A 17,274-nucleotide genomic window follows, 5' to 3' on the forward strand; every position below is an offset into this window, starting at 1 on the left:
AAGCCATGACCGAAACTGCATTCGAACGCGGCAACCGCCTGACCGCAGCCAATCAGCAAGAACAGGCCATTGCCGCCTTCAGCGAATGTCTGCAGCACAATCCTCAAGACTGGCAGGCATTGTTCAACCGGGGTACCGCCCAGATGCGTCTGAAGCAATACCCGCAGGCACTGGAAGACTACCTGGCCGCCGCCGCACTTAATCCCGCCTCCAGCAATATTAAATGCAATCTGGCTGTGTTGTTGAAAGAGCTGGGAGAGCTGGCGCTAGCCGAAAACCTGTTGCTGGAGGTGTTGCAGACAGAGCCGCAGCATGCCGAGGCCTGGAGCAATCTGGGTGTGGTGCTGCAATACGCGCTGCGCTATGACGATGCCGTGGTCTGCCACCAGAATGCCCTGCAACTGGCGGGTAACAGTGGCGGACGACTTAATAATCTGGGCAATGCCCTGACTTGCGCACTGCGGCTGGACGAAGCCGTCAGCGCCTATCGCCATGGGCTGGACTTGCAGCCGGACGATGCCTATCTGGCATTCAATCTTTCTGTCGCCCTGTTGCTGCAAGGCCGCTATCGGGAAGCATGGCCACTTTACGAACAGCGCTGGCGCACCATCATGCAGCCCCGTTATCGCGAACGCGCCTGGCAAGGCCAGGATCTGGGCCGTCAGCATCTGCTGGTATGGGCAGAACAAGGCTTGGGCGATACCTTGCAAATGGCACGCTTCCTGCCCGTTTTGCGTCAGCAGCACCCGGCCGCCCGCATTACTCTGGCCTGCCAGACGGCCTGCCTGCGCCTGTTCGGGCAGCTGGAAGGCATTAGCTTGGTGCCGCTGGAAGATGCACCGCCAGCCCACGACTGGCAGATTCCATTGATGTCATTGCCACTGCGGCTGGATGTCACACTGGAAACCTTGTCCGATCAGCCTTATCTGCATGCAGATGCCAGCCTGGCAAGCCGCTGGGATCAGCAATTGCCAGCACGCCAACCAGGCCGTCTGCGGGTGGGGATTGTCTGGGAAACTGGTAGCTGGGGAGTGGGCATCGCCGACCATGGCCGCCAGAACAAATCCATCCCGCTCGCAACTTTCCTGCCCTTGCTGGACAATCAGCAAGCGGATTTTGTCTCGTTGCAGCTCGGGACACTACCTGCAGAACTGCAAGACAGGGTATTTGCCCCGCATATCAGCGATTTTGCCGATACCGCAGCCATTATTGATCAACTGGATCTGATCATCAGCGTCGATACCTCGGTCGTGCATCTCGCTGGAGCCCTGGGCAAACCGGTATGGGTGATGATGCGTGCGGAAAGCGCCCCCTTTTTCATGGCACAGGGTGAAAGCTCCCCCTGGTATGCCAGCATGCACATCTGGCGACAGGCCATGCCCGGCGACTGGTCGCCCTTGATCGTCAGCGTGGCAAAAACGCTGCGGCAATTGCCACGGGATTAAGTTGTTGTTTGGAGCGGCACGCAAGTCAGGATAGAATGCGCGCCAGTCAGAAATATTTTCAATTGAAGACTTTTTACGACGATGAAAAAAATCAGCAAGGCAGTATTCCCCGTTGCCGGGCTTGGCACCCGTTTTTTGCCGGCCACCAAGGCCAGCCCGAAAGAAATGCTGCCTGTTGTGGACAAACCACTGATCCAGTATGCGGTGGAAGAAGCCATTGCAGCTGGTATCACCGAACTGATTTTCATCACCGGCCGTAACAAGCGCTCGATCGAAGACCATTTCGACAAGGCCTATGAGCTGGAAACCGAGCTGGAAAACAAGAACAAGCAGAAGCTGCTGGATACCGTACGCGGCATCATCCCGCCATCGGTCAGTTGCATCTACATCCGTCAGACCGAAGCACTGGGACTGGGGCATGCGGTACTGTGTGCGCGCCCCGTCGTCGGAGATGAGCCCTTTGCCGTGATTTTGGCCGATGACCTGATTGATGGTGAACCGGGTGCGATGGAGCAGATGGTCAGCCTGTTTGATACGACCCACAGCTCCATTCTGGGGGTGGAAACAGTGGCACGGGAAGAAACCGGCTCCTACGGCATTGTTGAAGTCAGCAGCGATACCCATGGCCAGCAACGCGTAGTCAGCATCGTGGAAAAACCACACCCAGATGTAGCTCCGTCTAATCTGGCTGTCGTTGGCCGCTATATCCTGACACCGCGCATCTTTGACAAGCTGCTGAACACCACCCCGGGTGCGGGTGGCGAAATCCAGCTGACCGACGGCATTGCCGCCTTGCTCAAGGAAGAGGCCGTCCTGGCCCTGCCCTTCAAAGGAACGCGCTACGACTGCGGCTCCAAGCTGGGCTATCTGAAGGCAACAGTCAGCTACGGCCTGAAGCACCACGAAGTAGCCAAAGAATTTTCAGCCTACCTGCAGCAATTGCAGGACTGAACCCGATATTTTCCATCACGCCGCTCCAGCGACGGAGCGGCGTTTGCATTTTCCTGAGGAGTCAACATGCCCAACATTGCCGAAGCTCGCGGACTGATCAATAGCTCGGACATTCTGTTCACTGCAGAACAGGTAAGCGCTGCCGTCGACCGCATGGCCGTGGAAATCACCGAAAAACTGGGTGAAACCTATCCGCTGGTACTGTCCGTCATGGGTGGTGCCGTGGTGTTTACCGGCCAGTTGCTGCCACGCCTGAACTTCCCGCTGGACTTCGACTACGTGCATGTTTCCCGCTATGGCGACAAGACACACGGCGGCGAACTGGTATGGAAGCAAGCCCCGAAGGAAGATGTACAAGACCGCGTGGTACTGGTTCTGGATGACATCCTGGATGAAGGCCACACTATGGCAGCCATTCGCGACAAGGTAATGGGCATGGGTGCCAAGGAATTCTACAGTGGCGTGTTTGCCAACAAGCTGATCCCCAAGGAAAAGCCGATTGCTGCCGACTTCGTTGGCCTGGACGTACCAGACCGTTACGTATTCGGTTATGGCATGGACGTACGTGGTGCCTGGCGCAATCTGCCGGCGATTCACGCTCTGAAGTAAGCCACCCCGCGATGACATGGAACAAGCCGCACGCAGTTATCTGCATGCGGCTTGTTCATGAGGCCGCATGACAGGCCACATCAGGCAGCTCGGGCTTGCAATATGGGCGGCAGAATGTTTTTTACCCACTGCCGTTGCTGGTCATACGCGTGCGCCAACTGCAGTACCGCCATATCTACCCGGGGACGTCCCACCAGTTGCATGCCCATCGGCAGGCCATTACGGCCAAAACCAGCCGGAATATTCATTACCGGCAGACCAGCCATGGTTGGCCCGATCACCACTTCCATCCAGCGGTGATAGCTGCTCATCACCCGACCTGCAACCATGTGCGGCCAGTGTTGTTCCAGCGCAAAGGGATAAACCTGGGCACTGGGCAATATCAGGAAGTCGTACTCCTCGAACATGCGTAAAACCGCACGGTACCAATCACTGCGGATGCGGGATGCACGATAAACATCCAGTGCACTCAGCTGCAGACCACCCTCGATTTCCCACAATAATTCAGGCTTTAGCTGGCTACGGCGTGACGCATCCTGGTAATCGGCATTCAGGCTACCGGCCATCAGCCAGTGGCGATGCACCTCCCAGCTTTCCCATAGCAGAGAGGGATCAAAACCGATGCTGGCGGCTTCAAGCTGGCAACCTAGCGCCCTGATATCCTGCAATGCCAGCTCACACTGCTCCAGTATGCCGTCCTCCATGGGCAGGTAGCCGTTCCAGTCGCCCAGCCAGGCGATGCGACAGGCACTGAAATCCTGCTCCAGCACCTGATCCAGACCGCAGAGGCCACTGGCCAGCGGAACCCGCAGGTCTGGGCCAGCCTGTGTTTTCAGCAGTGCCAGGATGTCCGGAATGTTTCGCCCCATCGGCCCTTCAGTGGCCAGCTGCTGCAAGAAAAGCTCTGGCGTTGGTCCCAAAGGAATACCTCCCCAGCTCGGGCGGAAGCCGAATACATTGTTGAAAGCGGCCGGATTGCGTAGCGAGCCCATCATGTCACTGCCATCAGCAACCGGTAGCAGTCGCAATGCCAGTGCTACCGCAGCACCACCGCTGCTGCCACCAGCACTGCGATCCGAGGCATAGGCATTACCGGTAGCGCCGAACACGCCATTGTAGGTATGCGAGCCGGCACCGAACTCCGGCGTATTGCTCTTCCCGATGATGATGGCTCCGGCACGGCGCATGCGCTCCACCATGATTCCATCATGATCGGCAATTTGATGACGATACAGGGGAGAGCCCATGGTCGTGGCGATGCCCTGCGTTGCGGATAGATCCTTGATCGCTTGCGGGATGCCATGCAGCCAGCCACGCGACTGACCCTGCGCCAGCTCCTTATCGCAACTGGCCGCCTGCTCCAACAACATTTCAGCCGGCTGCAATGACACCAACGCATTGACGCTGGGGTTCAACTGGTCGATGTGATCAAGATAGGCGCGCATCACTTCCACACAGGAATAATCACGCTGATGGATGGCCTGCGATAACTCAAGCGCCCCCAGGGCGACAATGGGGTGAAGCACAGTACTTCTGGCTAGCATGTTGACTCCCGAGAAAAGTGAATATGGCGGCAGGTCATCACCGTCAGCGGCCACATGCCGACATCACATGGCCTGATCGGTTGATTGAACAAACTGGAAATAACGGGATGACACTTGGCCACGCGGTCAGTGGGGAGGCTGGCTAAGCGGGATCGCCGTCAGCTCGTCCCCGGTGACAGCGCGCCCGCGAGGCAGGAAATAGCAGGCCAGCACCCCCAAAGCGGTAGACACTAGCAAGTAGTAGACCGGCGCAATCGGCGAGCCGGTGCTACCAGCCAGCCAAGTAACAATGAAGGGGGCAAAACCACCAAATATCATGACTGCCAGGTTGTAACCGATGGAAACACCGGTTGAGCGCACCTTGACCGGAAACAGCTCGGACACGGCAGTCGGTGCCGGGCCATAACTCAACCCCAGCATGGTGCAGAACAGCAGCTGTACCACCAGCAATCTCTCAATACTGGGGGCTGCCGCCAGCCAGGAAAATCCGGGATACACCAGCAGCAACAGGCCAAAATAGGGCCACAGTAGCAAGGGGCGGCGGCCAATACGGTCGGACAAGGCCCCGGATAACGGAATCAGCAAGGTCATCCACGCCACGGCCAGCATCTGGATGGCAAAAGCCTGATCCAGTGGTAAGCCGAACTGACGATGTACATAGGCCGGCATGTTCACCAGCAATACGTAAAATGCAGCAGTCCCTGGAATGGTCAGTCCTATAGTCAGCAGGATATGGCGGTGATTCTGCTGCAACTGTCCACTCAGCCCGACCGGGTCCGCCGCAGTGGGGGTAGCCTCGACAAAGGCTTCGGTTTCATCCATATAGCGCCGGATCCACAAACCAACCGGGGCAATCAGCAGGCCGACCAGAAACGGCAGCCGCCAGCCCCAGGCTTCAAGCTGCCCCTGATCAAGGTTATGCGTGATCAGCGCACCCATGCCGGCACCACCCAGAATGGCCAGCATCTGGCCCACCAGTTGCCAGGAACCATACAATCCACGTTGATTGGCTGGTGCCGTTTCCACCAGAAAGGCAGTTGCGCTGGCGTATTCCCCGCCTGTCGCAAAACCCTGCAGCAACCTGGCAATCACGATCAGCAATGGTGCTGCAATACCGATGGCTGCATAGGGCGGTGCGCAGGCAATCAGCAGCGACACCAGTGCCATGATGGCCATGATCAGTTGCATGGCGGCCTTGCGCCCCTTGCGATCCGCGTAAATGCCCAGTAGGACGCCACCAACCGGCCGCATGAAGAAACCCACGCCAAATGTGGCCGTCGCCATCAGCAGAGAGATGAACTCATTCCCGTCTGCCGGAAAAAACAGCTTGGAAATGATGCCGGTCATGAAGCCATACACGATGAAGTCGTACCACTCCAGGGTATTGCCGATAACGGCGGCAATGATTTGCCGCTTGCGGGAAACCGGTTTATGCGCACGTTTCACCTTACCACCTCCTGCCAGCTGATTGGACTACCGATCCTGACCGGCAAACTGCCGGGACGTGAAATCGGACGAAACAGCCCTGCAAGGTAGAGAGGGGAGGTGCGGTATGCTACTGACCTATCGACCGATGCCGCAGCCGACAGCCATGTCGCTGATATGGAAACACCGGCATCACGGCAGACAAGCCCATGATAGGAAACAAAAACCGGGGAAATGATCGCTTACTGAAAAACAGGGGACTGGTGATGGCAGCGCCGGCAGACACCGGCAGCAAGAACAGGAGATCAGGCCACCCTGAGACAGCCACGGCCCCACACCTGATGGCATGGGGCCGGATACAACATCAACCGTTGCGCGAGGCGTGCTTGCGCTTTTCCTTTTCGCTCATCATGGCTTCGCGCGCGGCGGCTTTCTGGGCTGCCAGCTCTTTGGCGCGTTTTTCCCACACCACCCATTCTTGCGGGCGTTCCAGGGTGATGCGGCCGGTATTGCCATCCCTAAAGTCGGTCAGCACGATTTCTGCCGCTTTCTGGATATTGACGCGGCCACCACCCAACATGGCACCACGCTTGCGGCCTATCATTTCCAGTACCTGCCAGTCCTGCAGGCCATCCACATCATCCAGCTTGTAGCGGGCGGTCAGTTCGGGGACATAGTGTTGCAGCAGGTATTTGAGCAGCTCCAGCGACACTTCTTCCTCGTCCATGGCATTGCGGCCAACTGCACCGCTGGCGGCCAGATTGTAGCCCCCCTCCTCCACTTCGATCTTGGGCCACAGCATGCCGGGGGTGTCGTACAGTTCGACATCATCGGCCAGGATGATGCGCTGCTCGTTCTTGGTGACACCCGGCATATTGCCGGTCTTGGCAATCTTGCGGCTGCTCATGCTGTTGATCAGCGTGGACTTGCCGACATTGGGAATACCGCAAATCAGCACACGCAGCGGCTTGTCCAGCCCGCCACGGTTGGGCGCCAGCTCGCGACAGGCTGCCACCAGCTTTTGCGACGGCGCGCGCTCGCCGGCATCCAGGCCAATGGCCTGGGTCTGCTTTTTGGCGCGATACCACTCCAGCCACTGGCTGGTGATGGCGGGGTCGGCCAGATCTTGCTTGTTGAGGATCATCAGGCGTGGCTTGCCCTTGGCCATGCGCGCCAGCATCGGATTGGCGCTGGACGCCGGCAAGCGTGCATCCAGCATTTCGATGACCACATCGATTTCTTTCAGGCGCTCCATCACATCTTTGCGCGCCTTGTTCATGTGGCCGGGAAACCATTGAATTGCCATGCTTTAACGCTTTCTTAACGGGTCCAGTAAATAACTCAGTCCATTGTGGTCGATTTCCTGCATCAATTGCAGCAGACGTCCAATTTCACTCTTGGGAAAACCCTCACGGGCAAACCAGTTGAGGTAATTGCCGGGTAAATCACAAATCAGTACACCCTGGTGTTTGCCAAAGGGCATTGCGGTGGTAACCAGACGCTGCAGATCTTCTTGTTGCATGCTTTCAGACCGGACTGAAGGAGGCGCATTGTGCCAAAGGCAGCCATTTTACGCCACAGCCTTGTTTTGTCGGACTTTTATTGTGCAACTTCCTGATTTGACCTGCGACAAGTGCCGTTGTCATTTTTCTGTCAGAAACAAGGGAGGACAGGCTAGCATGATGGCCATTCGTCACGGGCTTCCGGTCCACACAGACCAAGCCGCAATGCGAAGTCAGTTCAGTGATAGCGACGTAGGTTCTTTGGCGCACACACCGTGTCAGCACACGGTGCTCATGGATGCAGGCTTTGGTCTGCCTTCGCGCTCAGGGCCTCTTTGGGCAGCCGGCTCTGGTTGCCCTTCTTTTTTGCCAGCTAGACAGGTAGTGGCTTGCCGTCATTCAAGGCCAGAATACCGCGCAACACCCGGTACAGACACCACAGCCAGGTCAGCCCCAGAATGGCAAAGCCGACCAGTATCCATACCAAGGCATAGCCCAGCACGGTTCCGAGCAGGCAGAACCAGAAGGTACGAATCTGCCAGTGGAAATGGCTTTCGTACAAGGTAGCTCGACACTCGTCGCGCTTGAGATAATTGATGATCACCGCCACCACCATGGGCAGGCCGGTAAACAGGCTGATGCCTTGCAGGATATACACCAGCAGGGTGAGGTTGTTCAGCCGGCGCTCATCGTCACGGGTTAATATATCCATGCCTTCCTTTCAGTTACTGGCCGGAGCCTGCACTTTTTTCCACAGGGGCTGCAGACGGTCGCGGCACTGTTGGGCCACCAGGCGCGATGCCATGAACAGCGACTGCATGCCGTGAGCCACACCGACCATGCCGCTCATGCGCTGGCGGCTCCAGCCCTGCAATATCCCAGAGCTGCGCTGCGGTGCCGTCAATAACACCGGCGCAGCACAAGGCAGTGTCAGCTGCAATTGCTCGGACAACACTTTCAGCCGGCGGTTAGCTTCGTCCAGCAGGCTCAGCTCCGGCAAGGTCACCGCAACATGGCTGAGTTCAAGCACGGCGATGCGGGCGGCCAGCCAGTCGGTTTCATCGGCAAAACGGCTGGGAGAGCAAGCTGCCTTGCTGCGCAATGAGGCCAGTAGCATGGCAAAGGCCCGGATATCAGGGAGCAGGGATTCCAGCACCGGGGTGGCGGCCGCTTGATCATGCTGTTGCAGATAGCGATACAGGCTGCCCGTCTGAGGCGCAACGGTGTTGGCTAGCGCCTCACCATCGGTCAACAGGGTTACGGACCATACGGCACCGTCCAGCACCAGATTGGCGCTTTCTCGGGCGATCTGCCTTGCATCACTGACTTCATTCATGACCTGGATCTCCAGTCTGCTTGCCTGGGTGGGTCCGGCGCCTGCTTTGTCTGGAAATAACAAATGCCGCCGGATTGACCGCGGCGGCATTGTTCGGGTTTGTTCGTTCTCTGTTACTTTTTACTGCTGCAGAGACGCCCCTTGGAGCCGCCGTGATGTGCGGTACCAATAAAAATAGGCGTTAAAGACTGCGGAAAAAGTAATCATGTCGACCATCCTGCCAACAAGGGCAGTGGGCTGTCAAGGCGGAAAGCAAGAAATCATTGCATTGCACAAAAAAACCCGGCCAAGGCCGGGTTTTTGCAACAGCGATGCAAAGCGCTGCTTACATATTGGGATAGTTGGGACCACCACCACCTTCCGGGGTGCACCAGTTGATGTTCTGGCTGGGGTCCTTGATATCACAGGTTTTGCAATGCACGCAGTTCTGCGCATTGATTTGCAGACGCGGGCTGCCCTCTTCCTGACCGACAATTTCATACACACCAGCCGGGCAGTAGCGCTGCTCGGGTGCATCATACTTGGCCAGGTTGAAGCTGATCGGCACGCTGGCATCTTTCAGCTTCAGGTGCGGCGGCTGGTCTTCGCTGTGATTGGTGTTGGAAATGAACACCGAGGACAGGCGGTCGAAGGTCAGCACCCCGTCCGGCTTGGGATAGTCGATGCGGGTGCATTCACTGGCCGGGCGCAGGGCTTCGTGGTCGGCATGCTTGTGACGCAGCGTCCACGGGGCCTTGCCACGGAACAGGAAGGTGTCGATGGCCGAGTAGATCATGGCCGGCCACAGGCCCCAGCGGAAGGACGGGCGGATATTGCGCACCTGGTGCAGTTCTTCATGCAGCCAGCTTTGCTTGAAGCTTGCCGAGTAGCCGCTTGCTTCCAGCCCCTGGGCTTCCGGATTGGCCTGCAGCAAGGCAAACACGGCATCGGCCGCCAGCATGGCGGACTTCATCGCAGTGTGCGTGCCCTTGATCTTGGGCACATTGAGGAAGCCGGCGGTATCGCCCACCAGCAAGCCACCGGGGAAGGTGAGCTTGGGCAGACTCTGAATGCCGCCTTCGGACAAGGCACGCGCGCCATAGCTCAGACGACGGCCTCCCTCAAACACACCCTTGATGGCCGGGTGGGTCTTGAAGCGCTGGAACTCTTCGAACGGCGACAGGTAGGGGTTGGTGTAATCCAGGCCCACCACATAGCCCACGACAACCTGATTGTCTTCCAGGTGGTACATGAAGGAGCCGCCGTAAGTGGCGGTGTCCACCGGCCAGCCCACGGTGTGGGTGATGGTGCCGGGCTTGTGGTTTTCCGGTTTGACTTCCCACAATTCCTTGATGCCGATGCCGTAGGTTTGCGGGTCGGCGCCGTCACGCAGGGCAAAGCGCTCGAACAGCATCTTGGTGAGCGAGCCACGACAGCCTTCGGCAAAAATGGTTTGCTTTGCCCACAGTTCCATGCCGGGTTCGCCGGGCTGGTCGCCGTTCTTGCCGGTGCCCATGGCACCGGTGGCCACGCCCTTGACCGAGCCGTCGGCATGGTAAAGCACTTCGGCGGCAGCAAAACCGGGGTAGATTTCCACGCCCAGTGCTTCGGCCTGCTCACCCAGCCAGCGACAGAAATTGCCCAGGCTGACAATGTAATTGCCGTGATTGTGCATCTGCGGCGGGGTCGGCAGCTGGATGGACTCGGTTTCCGTCAGGTAGAGGAAACGGTCGGACAGCGCCGGGGTATTCAGCGGTGCACCTTTTTCTTTCCAGTCCGGGATCAGCTCGCCAAGCGCGCCGGTTTCGATCACGGCGCCAGACAGGATATGTGCGCCGATTTCGGAGCCCTTTTCCAGCAGACAGACACTGATTTCCTGACCGTTCTGTTCGGCCACTTGCTTCAGGCGAATCGCAGCAGACAGCCCGGCAGGGCCGCCGCCGACGATCACCACGTCGTATTCCATATAATCGCGTTGCACCACATCTCCTTTGCGCCCGGAGGGCTGTCCTTATTGCTTGGCTGTCATCATGCAATGAAGCCCGTCCGCCCGTCAAAATCAAACAAGCGTTTAAACGGTGCCTTGCTCACGCAGTGTGGCAATCCTGGCAGCGTCGTAGCCCAGCGCGCGCAGTACGTCGTCGGTATGTTCACCCAGTTTGGGAGGGGCCTGATTGTACTCGACTGGTGTGCCGGAAAGTTTGATCGGACACCCTACCAGGGGCACATTTTGCCCTACGCTGTCCTGCATGTGTATTTCCATGCCGCGATGGCGAATCTGCGGATCGCGGAAAGCCTCGTCCACCGTGTTGATCGGGCCACAGGGTACACCGGCCTCATCCAGCAGTTTCAGCCATTGCTCGCGGGTATTGCCCATAAAGGCTTCTGCCAGCAGCGGCACCACGCTGTCGCGGTGCTTCACCCGCTGCGGGTTGCTGGCAAATCGTTCGTCATCCGCCAGTGCCGGCAGGCCGATCACCTGACACACCGCACGGAATTGCTTGTCGTTACCGCAAGCCAGAATGAAATGGCCATCGGCACAGGCAAATACCTGGTAAGGCACGATATTGGCGTGGGCATTGCCCAGCCGTGGCGGCACTTGCTGACCGATCAGCCAGTTCATATTGATATTGGCCAAGGACGCCAGCGCGCAGTCAAACAAGGCCATGTCGATGTATTGGCCCTTACCGCTGCTGCTACGCGCAATGATGGCCGCCAGAATGGCATTGCAGGCATAGATGCCGGTGAACAAGTCGGTTACCGCCACGCCCACCTTGTGCGGCTCGCCATCGGCCGGGCCGGTAATGCTCATCAGGCCGGACATACCCTGCACGATGTAGTCGTAGCCGGGCAGTTCAGCATAGGGGCCATCCTGGCCAAAACCGGTGATGGAGCAGTACACCAGCCGCGGATTGAGCTGGCTGAGGCTGTCGTAATCCAGCCCGTATTTTTTCAGACCGCCCACCTTGTAGTTTTCAATCACCACGTCGGCATCGCGTGCCAGCGCGCGGACGATTTCCTGCCCTTCCGGCTTGGTGATGTCCACCGTGACCGAGCGCTTGCCGCGGTTGGCACATAGGAAGTAGGCCGCCGTGCCATCCGCCAGGCTGGGCGGGGCCCATTGGCGGGTGTCATCACCGGCACCCGGGCGCTCCACCTTGAGCACTTCGGCACCCAGATCGGCCAGCAACTGACCCGCCCACGGCCCGGCCAGTACCCGGGAAAGATCCAGAACCTTGATGCCTGCAAGTGCGCCCGCCATGGTGTTCTCCTGATTGATTCGTTAGTGGCCGTCTGGCGGCCGGATGGACAGTGTGATGCCGCCGCGTAAGCAGCCACATGACGCTGTGCACCAAAAAAAGGGCCCGGTAAGCACCGGGCCTCGCAAGGACAGACAGGAACCAACAACGGGGGCAGGTGGAGCCACACCCCCGCTGTGCTATCAGGCAAATGCCTGAATACCAGTCTGGGCGCGGCCCAGAATCAGGGCATGCACATCGTGCGTGCCTTCATAAGTGTTGACGGCTTCCAGGTTCATCACGTGGCGGATGACGTGGAATTCGTCGGCAATACCGTTACCGCCGTGCATGTCGCGGGCGATACGGGCGATGTCCAGCGACTTGCCACAGTTGTTGCGCTTGATGAGCGAAATCATTTCCGGTGCCGCCTTGCCTTCATCCAGCAGGCGACCCACGCGGATGGCGGCCTGCAGGCCCAGCGCGATTTCGGTCTGCATATTGGCCAGCTTCAGCTGAATCAGCTGGGTGGCGGCCAGCGGGCGGCCAAACTGCTTGCGGTCCAGCGTGTACTGGCGGGCAGCGTGCCAGCAGAATTCAGCAGCACCCATGGCACCCCAGGCGATACCGAAACGGGCTTTGTTCAGACAGCCAAATGGGCCTTTCAAGCCTTTCACGCCCGGCAGGATGGCATCTTCTGGCACCAGTACTTCGTCCATGACGATTTCACCGGTGATGGAAGCGCGCAGGCTGAACTTGCCGTGAATCTTGGGGGCTGACAGGCCCTTCATGCCTTTTTCCAGCACAAAGCCGCGGATTTCGCCTGCGTTATCCTTGGCCCACACCACAAACACATCGGCCACCGGGCTGTTGGTAATCCACATCTTGCTGCCAGACAGGACATAACCGCCGTCTACCTTACGGGCGCGGGTTTTCATGCCGGCCGGGTCGGAACCGGCATCCGGTTCGGTCAGGCCGAAACAGCCCACCCATTCGCCGGTGGCCAGTTTGGGCAGGTATTTGTCTTTCTGTGCTTCCGAGCCGTAGGCCCAGATCGGGTGCATCACCAGGCTGGACTGCACGCTCATGGCCGAGCGGTAGCCGGAATCGACACGTTCCACTTCACGTGCCACCAGACCGTAAGCAACGTGGCTCAGGCCGGCACAACCGTAGCCGTCGATGGTGCAACCCAGCAGGCCCAGTTCGCCCATCTCGCTCATGATTTCGCGGTCGAAGCGCTCTTCACGATTGGCCGTCAGCACGCGCGGCAGCAGGCGGTCCTGACAGTAGGCTTCGGCAGTCTGCTGGACCAGGCGCTCTTCTTCGGTCAGCTGGTCGGCCAGCAGGAAGGGATCTTCCCAGGCAAAGGGTGCGCGGCTGTTGGATGCGGCCATCGAGGTATCTCCTTAGTGAACTTGTTCCGCATTGCGGAATTACGTTTTACATTGCAGAATAGACTAGCAACTCCAAAATCGGCTGTAAAGCGTTTTCTTTTACCGGCGTCGCAAGCAGGCTATCCTTGCCGCTCGCGCCAGACAGGCCGGAAGGAAAATCCGGGCCATCCATAAAGAATCGAGGAATGCAATGCAGGAAGAAGATGACAAGGACCGACTATTCGTCACCGCGCTGGCGCGTGGCTTGCAGGTGATGGCCGCGTTCCGGCCCGGCGAGTCGGCACTGTCCAATCTGGAAATTGCCAAGCGCACCGGGCTGCCCAAGTCCACGGTATCGCGGCTGACCTACACCCTGACCACGCTGGGCTATCTGTCCCAGGACGAACACAGCGGCTTCTACCGGCTGGGCGTAGCCTTGCTGGCGCTGGGTTCTGTGGTGCTGGCCAGCTACGACATCCGCCAGGTGGCCGGGCCGCTGATGCGCGAGTTTGCTCTGGAAAACAATGTTTCCATCAGTCTGGCCATGCGTGACGGCACCGACATGGTTTATCTGGAAACCTACCGCAGCCAGTCGCGGGTCAGCGTGCAGCTGACCGTGGGTTCACGCGTGCCGATTGCCACCACCGCCATCGGCCGGGCTTTTTATGCCGGGCTGCCGGACAGCGTGCGCCGGCAACTGGATGGCGAGCTGGCCGCGCGCTACGACGAACGCTGGCCTGCCCTGCAGCAGCGCTTGCAACAGGCAAGCGAGGAATACCGGTGCTGCGGTTATTCCGCATCGTTTGGCGAGTACGAGCCGGACGTGATGGCGGTGGGCGTACACCTTCCCTCGCCCAACCCCGGTCAGCCGCCGATGAGCCTGAACGCCAGTGGCCCGGCCTTTGCCTTTAGCGCCGAGGTGATGCAGCAGCAAGTGGCACCCGCACTGATTGCCTTGCGGCAGCGTATCGTCCCGGTGGCATAAACACTCAGCCGGCCCTGACACGCTTGCATCAATGCCATTATCATTAAGCTTATGCAGCCAGCAGTAAATCAGAGATGCCCGGCCACCGACAACAAGTTCAGGAAGTATCGTGATGAAAAAGACAATTGCCTTGAGCATTCTGCTCGTGCTGCAACTGGGCGGCTGCGCATCCACCCCGCTGGCCGATCCGGCACAAGACGCGACCCGCAAGCAGTTTGTCGCCAGGCCCGACCGGGCCGGTCTGTACATCTACCGCAATGAAAGCCTGGGTGCCGGTGTGCATATGGATGTCAGTGTGGATGGCAAACCGTTGGGACAGACCGTAAGCCACACTTATTTTTATACCGAGCTGACACCGGGCCACCACACCATCCGCTCTGAAGCGGAAAACACCAGTACGCTGGAGTTCAACGCCGAAGCAGGCCGGCTGTATTACATCTGGCAGGAGGTCAAGATGGGCATTCTGTATGCACGCAACAAGCTGCATATGGTGAATGATCCGGAAGGACAGGAAGGTGTGCGGGAAAGCAGGCTGGCCATACAACACTGACCAGCCTTCATGACCAGATATTCACAAAAGCGGTTCTGGCCATAGCATTTCAACTCAGGCCCCCTGAATGTAGTGCACCAGCTGATTGATCACCTGCTCTTGCTCCTGAATAGTGGCATGCACCAGATCGCCAATTGACAGCATGCCCAGCACGGTCTTGCCTTCGAGTACCGGCAAATGGCGGATGTGCTTCTCCGTCATCAAGGCCATGCACTGGTCGGAATTCTGCTCCGGCGTCACATACACCACTTTGCTGGTCATGATGTCGCGAATGTGGGTACCTGCCGATGTACGCCCTTGCAACACAATGCGGCGTGCATAATCGCGCTCGGAAAAAATCCCCACCACTTCGCCACCATTCATCACCAGCACAGCACCGATATCATGCTCTGCCATTACCTGCAGCGCCTGAAACACGGTACTTTCCGGTGTTACCGTTATCAGCACGCGGCCGGACTTCTGTTCCAGCAACTGTCTGACTGTCTGCATTGCACCCTCCTTGTCGGCCAAGAGAACCTGAAACAACCTGTTTCAATACTATAGAACAAGATTGATCAGCAAAATGGCTGACGGCATACCCCACGGCAGACAAGAAAAAGGCCGGCGGGCACAAAGCCCCCGGCCTGTTGCACTGACTGGAAATGACTCAGCTGGCGCGAATCATGGTGCCGACACCATCATCGGTCATGATTTCCAGCAATAGCGCGTGCGGGACACGGCCATCGATGATGTGTACGGTATTCACGCCGCTGCGTGCTGCATCCAGCGCCGAGCTGATTTTGGGCAGCATGCCACCATGGATAGTGCCATCGGCAAATAGTGCGTCCACCTGCTGGGCGGACAAGCCGGTCAGCAGTTTGCCTTGCTTGTCCAGTACCCCAGGGGTGTTGGTCATCAGGATAAGCTTTTCTGCATTCAGGGTTTCGGCCAGTTTGCCGGCCACCAGGTCGGCATTGATGTTGTAGGCTTCACCATTGGCACCGACGCCGATCGGGGCCACTACCGGGATGAAGTCCTGGCGGTCCAGCAAGGACACCAGCGACGGATCGATGCTGGAAATCTCGCCAACCTGGCCAATATCGATCTTCTCGTCGCTCTCATCACTGAGGAACATCTTTTCCGCACGAATGAAGTGGCCATCCTTGCCGGTAAGGCCAACAGCCTTGCCGCCGTGGGTATTGATCAGCGACACGATTTCCTTGTTCACCAGGCCGCCCAGCACCATTTCCACCACGTCCATGGTTTCCTGGTCGGTCACGCGCATGCCCTGCACGAACTTGCCTTCCTTGCCGACACGCTCCAGCAGTTCATTGATTTGCGGGCCGCCGCCATGCACCACCACCGGATTGATGCCCACCAGCTTGAGCAGCACGATGTCCTTGGCAAAGCCTTCTTTGAGCGCATCGTCGGTCATGGCATTGCCACCATACTTGATCACGATGGTCTTGCCAGAAAAACGGCGGATATACGGCAGGGCCTCGGCGAGAACCAACGCTTTTTCAGCGGCATTTACAGACACAACGATCTCCTTCTGCTGGGTAGGGGCCGGAAGCGCTCCGGCCATGGGGCGACAATGTGTTGCATTCTAATCAATCAAACTACTGAACACTGATTTATTAATTGTAATGACAGTCGCTTTGCACTACATTGCCATGCATTAATGAACGAGTATTCAGATATATCCATGACAGAAAACTGCCCAATCGCTCGCTGGCGCAGAAAAAAGGAAGCACGCCCGGCCGAAATTCTGGATGCAGCCCTGATCCAGTTTGTCGAGAAAGGCTTTCGCGCCACCAAAATGGAAGACATTGCACGGGCAGCCGGGGTAACCAAAGGCACGCCCTATCTTTACTTCCAGAACAAGGAAGAGATTTTCAAGGCCATTGCCCGCGGCACCATTGTTGCCAATCTGCAGCAGTTGGCCCAGGTTGCCGCCGGATACCAGGGCAGCACCAGCGACCTGCTACACCACATGATAGAGCACTGGTGGCAGGAGGTTGGCTCTGCGCCATCGGCCGGCCTGTGCAAGTTGATGATTGCCGAAGCGGCCAACTTCCCCGAACTTGCACTGTTCTACTTTGAAGAAGTGATCATCCCCAGCAACCAGATGCTGGCCAGGGTACTGGAGCGCGGCATCGCCAGCGGCGAGTTTCGCGAAGTCCCGCTGGTTCACACCGTTGAGGCCATGCTGGCTCCCTTGCTGACCACCATGATTTTCAACCACTCCTTCGGCCAGTTGCCCGGTTGCTGCATCGGCTCTACCAAGGATCCGCTCGGCTTCCTCAAGGACGCACTGGATCTGGTGCTGCACGGACTGAAAAAGAACTGACAGGAAAACT

At 58.2% G+C, this 17,274-nt stretch carries 17 protein-coding genes; 6 read left to right on the plus strand and 11 right to left on the minus strand.

Annotation, left to right across the window (positions count from 1 at the left end):
- The first annotated feature begins 5 nt into the window (after positions 1 to 5).
- The 3 genes from GSR16_RS17635 to GSR16_RS17645 all read left to right on the plus strand — a co-directional run bounded on the left by GSR16_RS17635 (position 6) and on the right by GSR16_RS17645 (position 3,005).
- Positions 6 to 1,445: a tetratricopeptide repeat protein gene (locus tag GSR16_RS17635; protein ID WP_159879708.1), complete on the plus strand. Its 1,440-nt coding sequence runs from the start codon at positions 6 to 8 to the stop codon at positions 1,443 to 1,445.
- An 81-nt stretch (positions 1,446 to 1,526) separates the two neighbouring features.
- Positions 1,527 to 2,396, plus strand: a complete 870-nt coding sequence (gene galU, locus GSR16_RS17640; RefSeq protein ID WP_159879710.1) for a UTP--glucose-1-phosphate uridylyltransferase GalU — start codon at positions 1,527 to 1,529, stop codon at positions 2,394 to 2,396.
- A gap of 66 nt (positions 2,397 to 2,462) precedes the next feature.
- Entirely contained in the window at positions 2,463 to 3,005 is a 543-nt protein-coding gene (locus GSR16_RS17645; RefSeq protein WP_159879712.1) for a hypoxanthine-guanine phosphoribosyltransferase, read from the plus strand.
- Positions 3,006 to 3,085: 80 nt separating this feature from the next.
- On the opposite strand, the gene GSR16_RS17650 is transcribed toward GSR16_RS17645, so the two are convergent.
- The 9 genes from GSR16_RS17650 to GSR16_RS17690 all read right to left on the minus strand — a co-directional run bounded on the left by GSR16_RS17650 (position 3,086) and on the right by GSR16_RS17690 (position 13,421).
- Positions 3,086 to 4,549, minus strand: a complete 1,464-nt coding sequence (locus tag GSR16_RS17650; protein WP_159879714.1) for an amidase — start codon at positions 4,547 to 4,549, stop codon at positions 3,086 to 3,088.
- Between the two features lie 126 nt (positions 4,550 to 4,675).
- A complete protein-coding gene (locus GSR16_RS17655; protein ID WP_159879716.1) occupies positions 4,676 to 5,995 on the minus strand; it encodes an MFS transporter in 1,320 nt (439 codons plus the stop codon).
- Between the two features lie 343 nt (positions 5,996 to 6,338).
- Complete coding sequence (ylqF, locus tag GSR16_RS17660; RefSeq protein WP_159879718.1) at positions 6,339 to 7,280, minus strand: ribosome biogenesis GTPase YlqF; 942 nt, start codon at positions 7,278 to 7,280, stop codon at positions 6,339 to 6,341.
- A 3-nt stretch (positions 7,281 to 7,283) separates the two neighbouring features.
- Positions 7,284 to 7,496, minus strand: coding sequence for a DUF3820 family protein (locus tag GSR16_RS17665; RefSeq protein ID WP_045846780.1), 213 nt, complete (start codon positions 7,494 to 7,496; stop codon positions 7,284 to 7,286).
- Positions 7,497 to 7,849: 353 nt separating this feature from the next.
- Entirely contained in the window at positions 7,850 to 8,188 is a 339-nt protein-coding gene (locus GSR16_RS17670) for a DUF4870 family protein (RefSeq protein ID WP_159879720.1), read from the minus strand.
- Positions 8,189 to 8,197: 9 nt separating this feature from the next.
- Positions 8,198 to 8,812, minus strand: coding sequence for a hypothetical protein (locus GSR16_RS17675; protein ID WP_159879722.1), 615 nt, complete (start codon positions 8,810 to 8,812; stop codon positions 8,198 to 8,200).
- Positions 8,813 to 9,137: 325 nt separating this feature from the next.
- Positions 9,138 to 10,757 carry an electron transfer flavoprotein-ubiquinone oxidoreductase gene (locus GSR16_RS17680; RefSeq protein ID WP_159880890.1) on the minus strand — a complete coding sequence of 540 codons (1,620 nt, stop codon included), beginning with the start codon at positions 10,755 to 10,757 and terminating at the stop codon, positions 9,138 to 9,140.
- A 105-nt stretch (positions 10,758 to 10,862) separates the two neighbouring features.
- A complete protein-coding gene (locus GSR16_RS17685; RefSeq protein ID WP_159879724.1) occupies positions 10,863 to 12,053 on the minus strand; it encodes a CaiB/BaiF CoA transferase family protein in 1,191 nt (396 codons plus the stop codon).
- A gap of 180 nt (positions 12,054 to 12,233) precedes the next feature.
- Positions 12,234 to 13,421 carry an acyl-CoA dehydrogenase gene (locus GSR16_RS17690; RefSeq protein ID WP_159879726.1) on the minus strand — a complete coding sequence of 396 codons (1,188 nt, stop codon included), beginning with the start codon at positions 13,419 to 13,421 and terminating at the stop codon, positions 12,234 to 12,236.
- A 190-nt stretch (positions 13,422 to 13,611) separates the two neighbouring features.
- Here GSR16_RS17690 and GSR16_RS17695 point away from each other — a divergent pair, with 190 nt between their 5' ends.
- Positions 13,612 to 14,385 carry an IclR family transcriptional regulator gene (locus GSR16_RS17695; RefSeq protein WP_159879728.1) on the plus strand — a complete coding sequence of 258 codons (774 nt, stop codon included), beginning with the start codon at positions 13,612 to 13,614 and terminating at the stop codon, positions 14,383 to 14,385.
- A gap of 112 nt (positions 14,386 to 14,497) precedes the next feature.
- Positions 14,498 to 14,935: a DUF2846 domain-containing protein gene (locus GSR16_RS17700; protein ID WP_159879730.1), complete on the plus strand. Its 438-nt coding sequence runs from the start codon at positions 14,498 to 14,500 to the stop codon at positions 14,933 to 14,935.
- A 54-nt stretch (positions 14,936 to 14,989) separates the two neighbouring features.
- On the opposite strand, the gene GSR16_RS17705 is transcribed toward GSR16_RS17700, so the two are convergent.
- Together GSR16_RS17705 and argB are read right to left on the minus strand one after the other, a co-directional pair.
- Entirely contained in the window at positions 14,990 to 15,424 is a 435-nt protein-coding gene (locus GSR16_RS17705; RefSeq protein ID WP_159879732.1) for a CBS domain-containing protein, read from the minus strand.
- Between the two features lie 157 nt (positions 15,425 to 15,581).
- Positions 15,582 to 16,454, minus strand: a complete 873-nt coding sequence (gene argB, locus GSR16_RS17710) for an acetylglutamate kinase (RefSeq protein ID WP_159879734.1) — start codon at positions 16,452 to 16,454, stop codon at positions 15,582 to 15,584.
- Positions 16,455 to 16,619: 165 nt separating this feature from the next.
- Here argB and GSR16_RS17715 point away from each other — a divergent pair, with 165 nt between their 5' ends.
- Complete coding sequence (locus GSR16_RS17715) at positions 16,620 to 17,264, plus strand: TetR/AcrR family transcriptional regulator (protein WP_159879736.1); 645 nt, start codon at positions 16,620 to 16,622, stop codon at positions 17,262 to 17,264.
- Positions 17,265 to 17,274: the final 10 nt, after the last annotated feature.

The sequence above is a fragment of the Aquitalea denitrificans genome (genome assembly GCF_009856625.1).
Taxonomy (GTDB): domain Bacteria; phylum Pseudomonadota; class Gammaproteobacteria; order Burkholderiales; family Chromobacteriaceae; genus Aquitalea; species Aquitalea denitrificans.

Coding starts and splice junctions, on each gene's coding strand:
- GSR16_RS17635 (WP_159879708.1), top strand. CDS start 6: ATGACCGAAACTGCATTCGAACGCGGCAACCGCCTGACCGCAGCCAAT.
- galU (WP_159879710.1), top strand. CDS start 1,527: ATGAAAAAAATCAGCAAGGCAGTATTCCCCGTTGCCGGGCTTGGCACC.
- GSR16_RS17645 (WP_159879712.1), top strand. CDS start 2,463: ATGCCCAACATTGCCGAAGCTCGCGGACTGATCAATAGCTCGGACATT.
- GSR16_RS17650 (WP_159879714.1), bottom strand. CDS start 4,549: ATGCTAGCCAGAAGTACTGTGCTTCACCCCATTGTCGCCCTGGGGGCG.
- ylqF (WP_159879718.1), bottom strand. CDS start 7,280: ATGGCAATTCAATGGTTTCCCGGCCACATGAACAAGGCGCGCAAAGAT.
- GSR16_RS17665 (WP_045846780.1), bottom strand. CDS start 7,496: ATGCAACAAGAAGATCTGCAGCGTCTGGTTACCACCGCAATGCCCTTT.
- GSR16_RS17670 (WP_159879720.1), bottom strand. CDS start 8,188: ATGGATATATTAACCCGTGACGATGAGCGCCGGCTGAACAACCTCACC.
- GSR16_RS17675 (WP_159879722.1), bottom strand. CDS start 8,812: ATGAATGAAGTCAGTGATGCAAGGCAGATCGCCCGAGAAAGCGCCAAT.
- GSR16_RS17680 (WP_159880890.1), bottom strand. CDS start 10,757: ATGGAATACGACGTGGTGATCGTCGGCGGCGGCCCTGCCGGGCTGTCT.
- GSR16_RS17685 (WP_159879724.1), bottom strand. CDS start 12,053: ATGGCGGGCGCACTTGCAGGCATCAAGGTTCTGGATCTTTCCCGGGTA.
- GSR16_RS17690 (WP_159879726.1), bottom strand. CDS start 13,421: ATGGCCGCATCCAACAGCCGCGCACCCTTTGCCTGGGAAGATCCCTTC.
- GSR16_RS17695 (WP_159879728.1), top strand. CDS start 13,612: ATGCAGGAAGAAGATGACAAGGACCGACTATTCGTCACCGCGCTGGCG.
- GSR16_RS17700 (WP_159879730.1), top strand. CDS start 14,498: ATGAAAAAGACAATTGCCTTGAGCATTCTGCTCGTGCTGCAACTGGGC.
- GSR16_RS17705 (WP_159879732.1), bottom strand. CDS start 15,424: ATGCAGACAGTCAGACAGTTGCTGGAACAGAAGTCCGGCCGCGTGCTG.
- GSR16_RS17715 (WP_159879736.1), top strand. CDS start 16,620: ATGACAGAAAACTGCCCAATCGCTCGCTGGCGCAGAAAAAAGGAAGCA.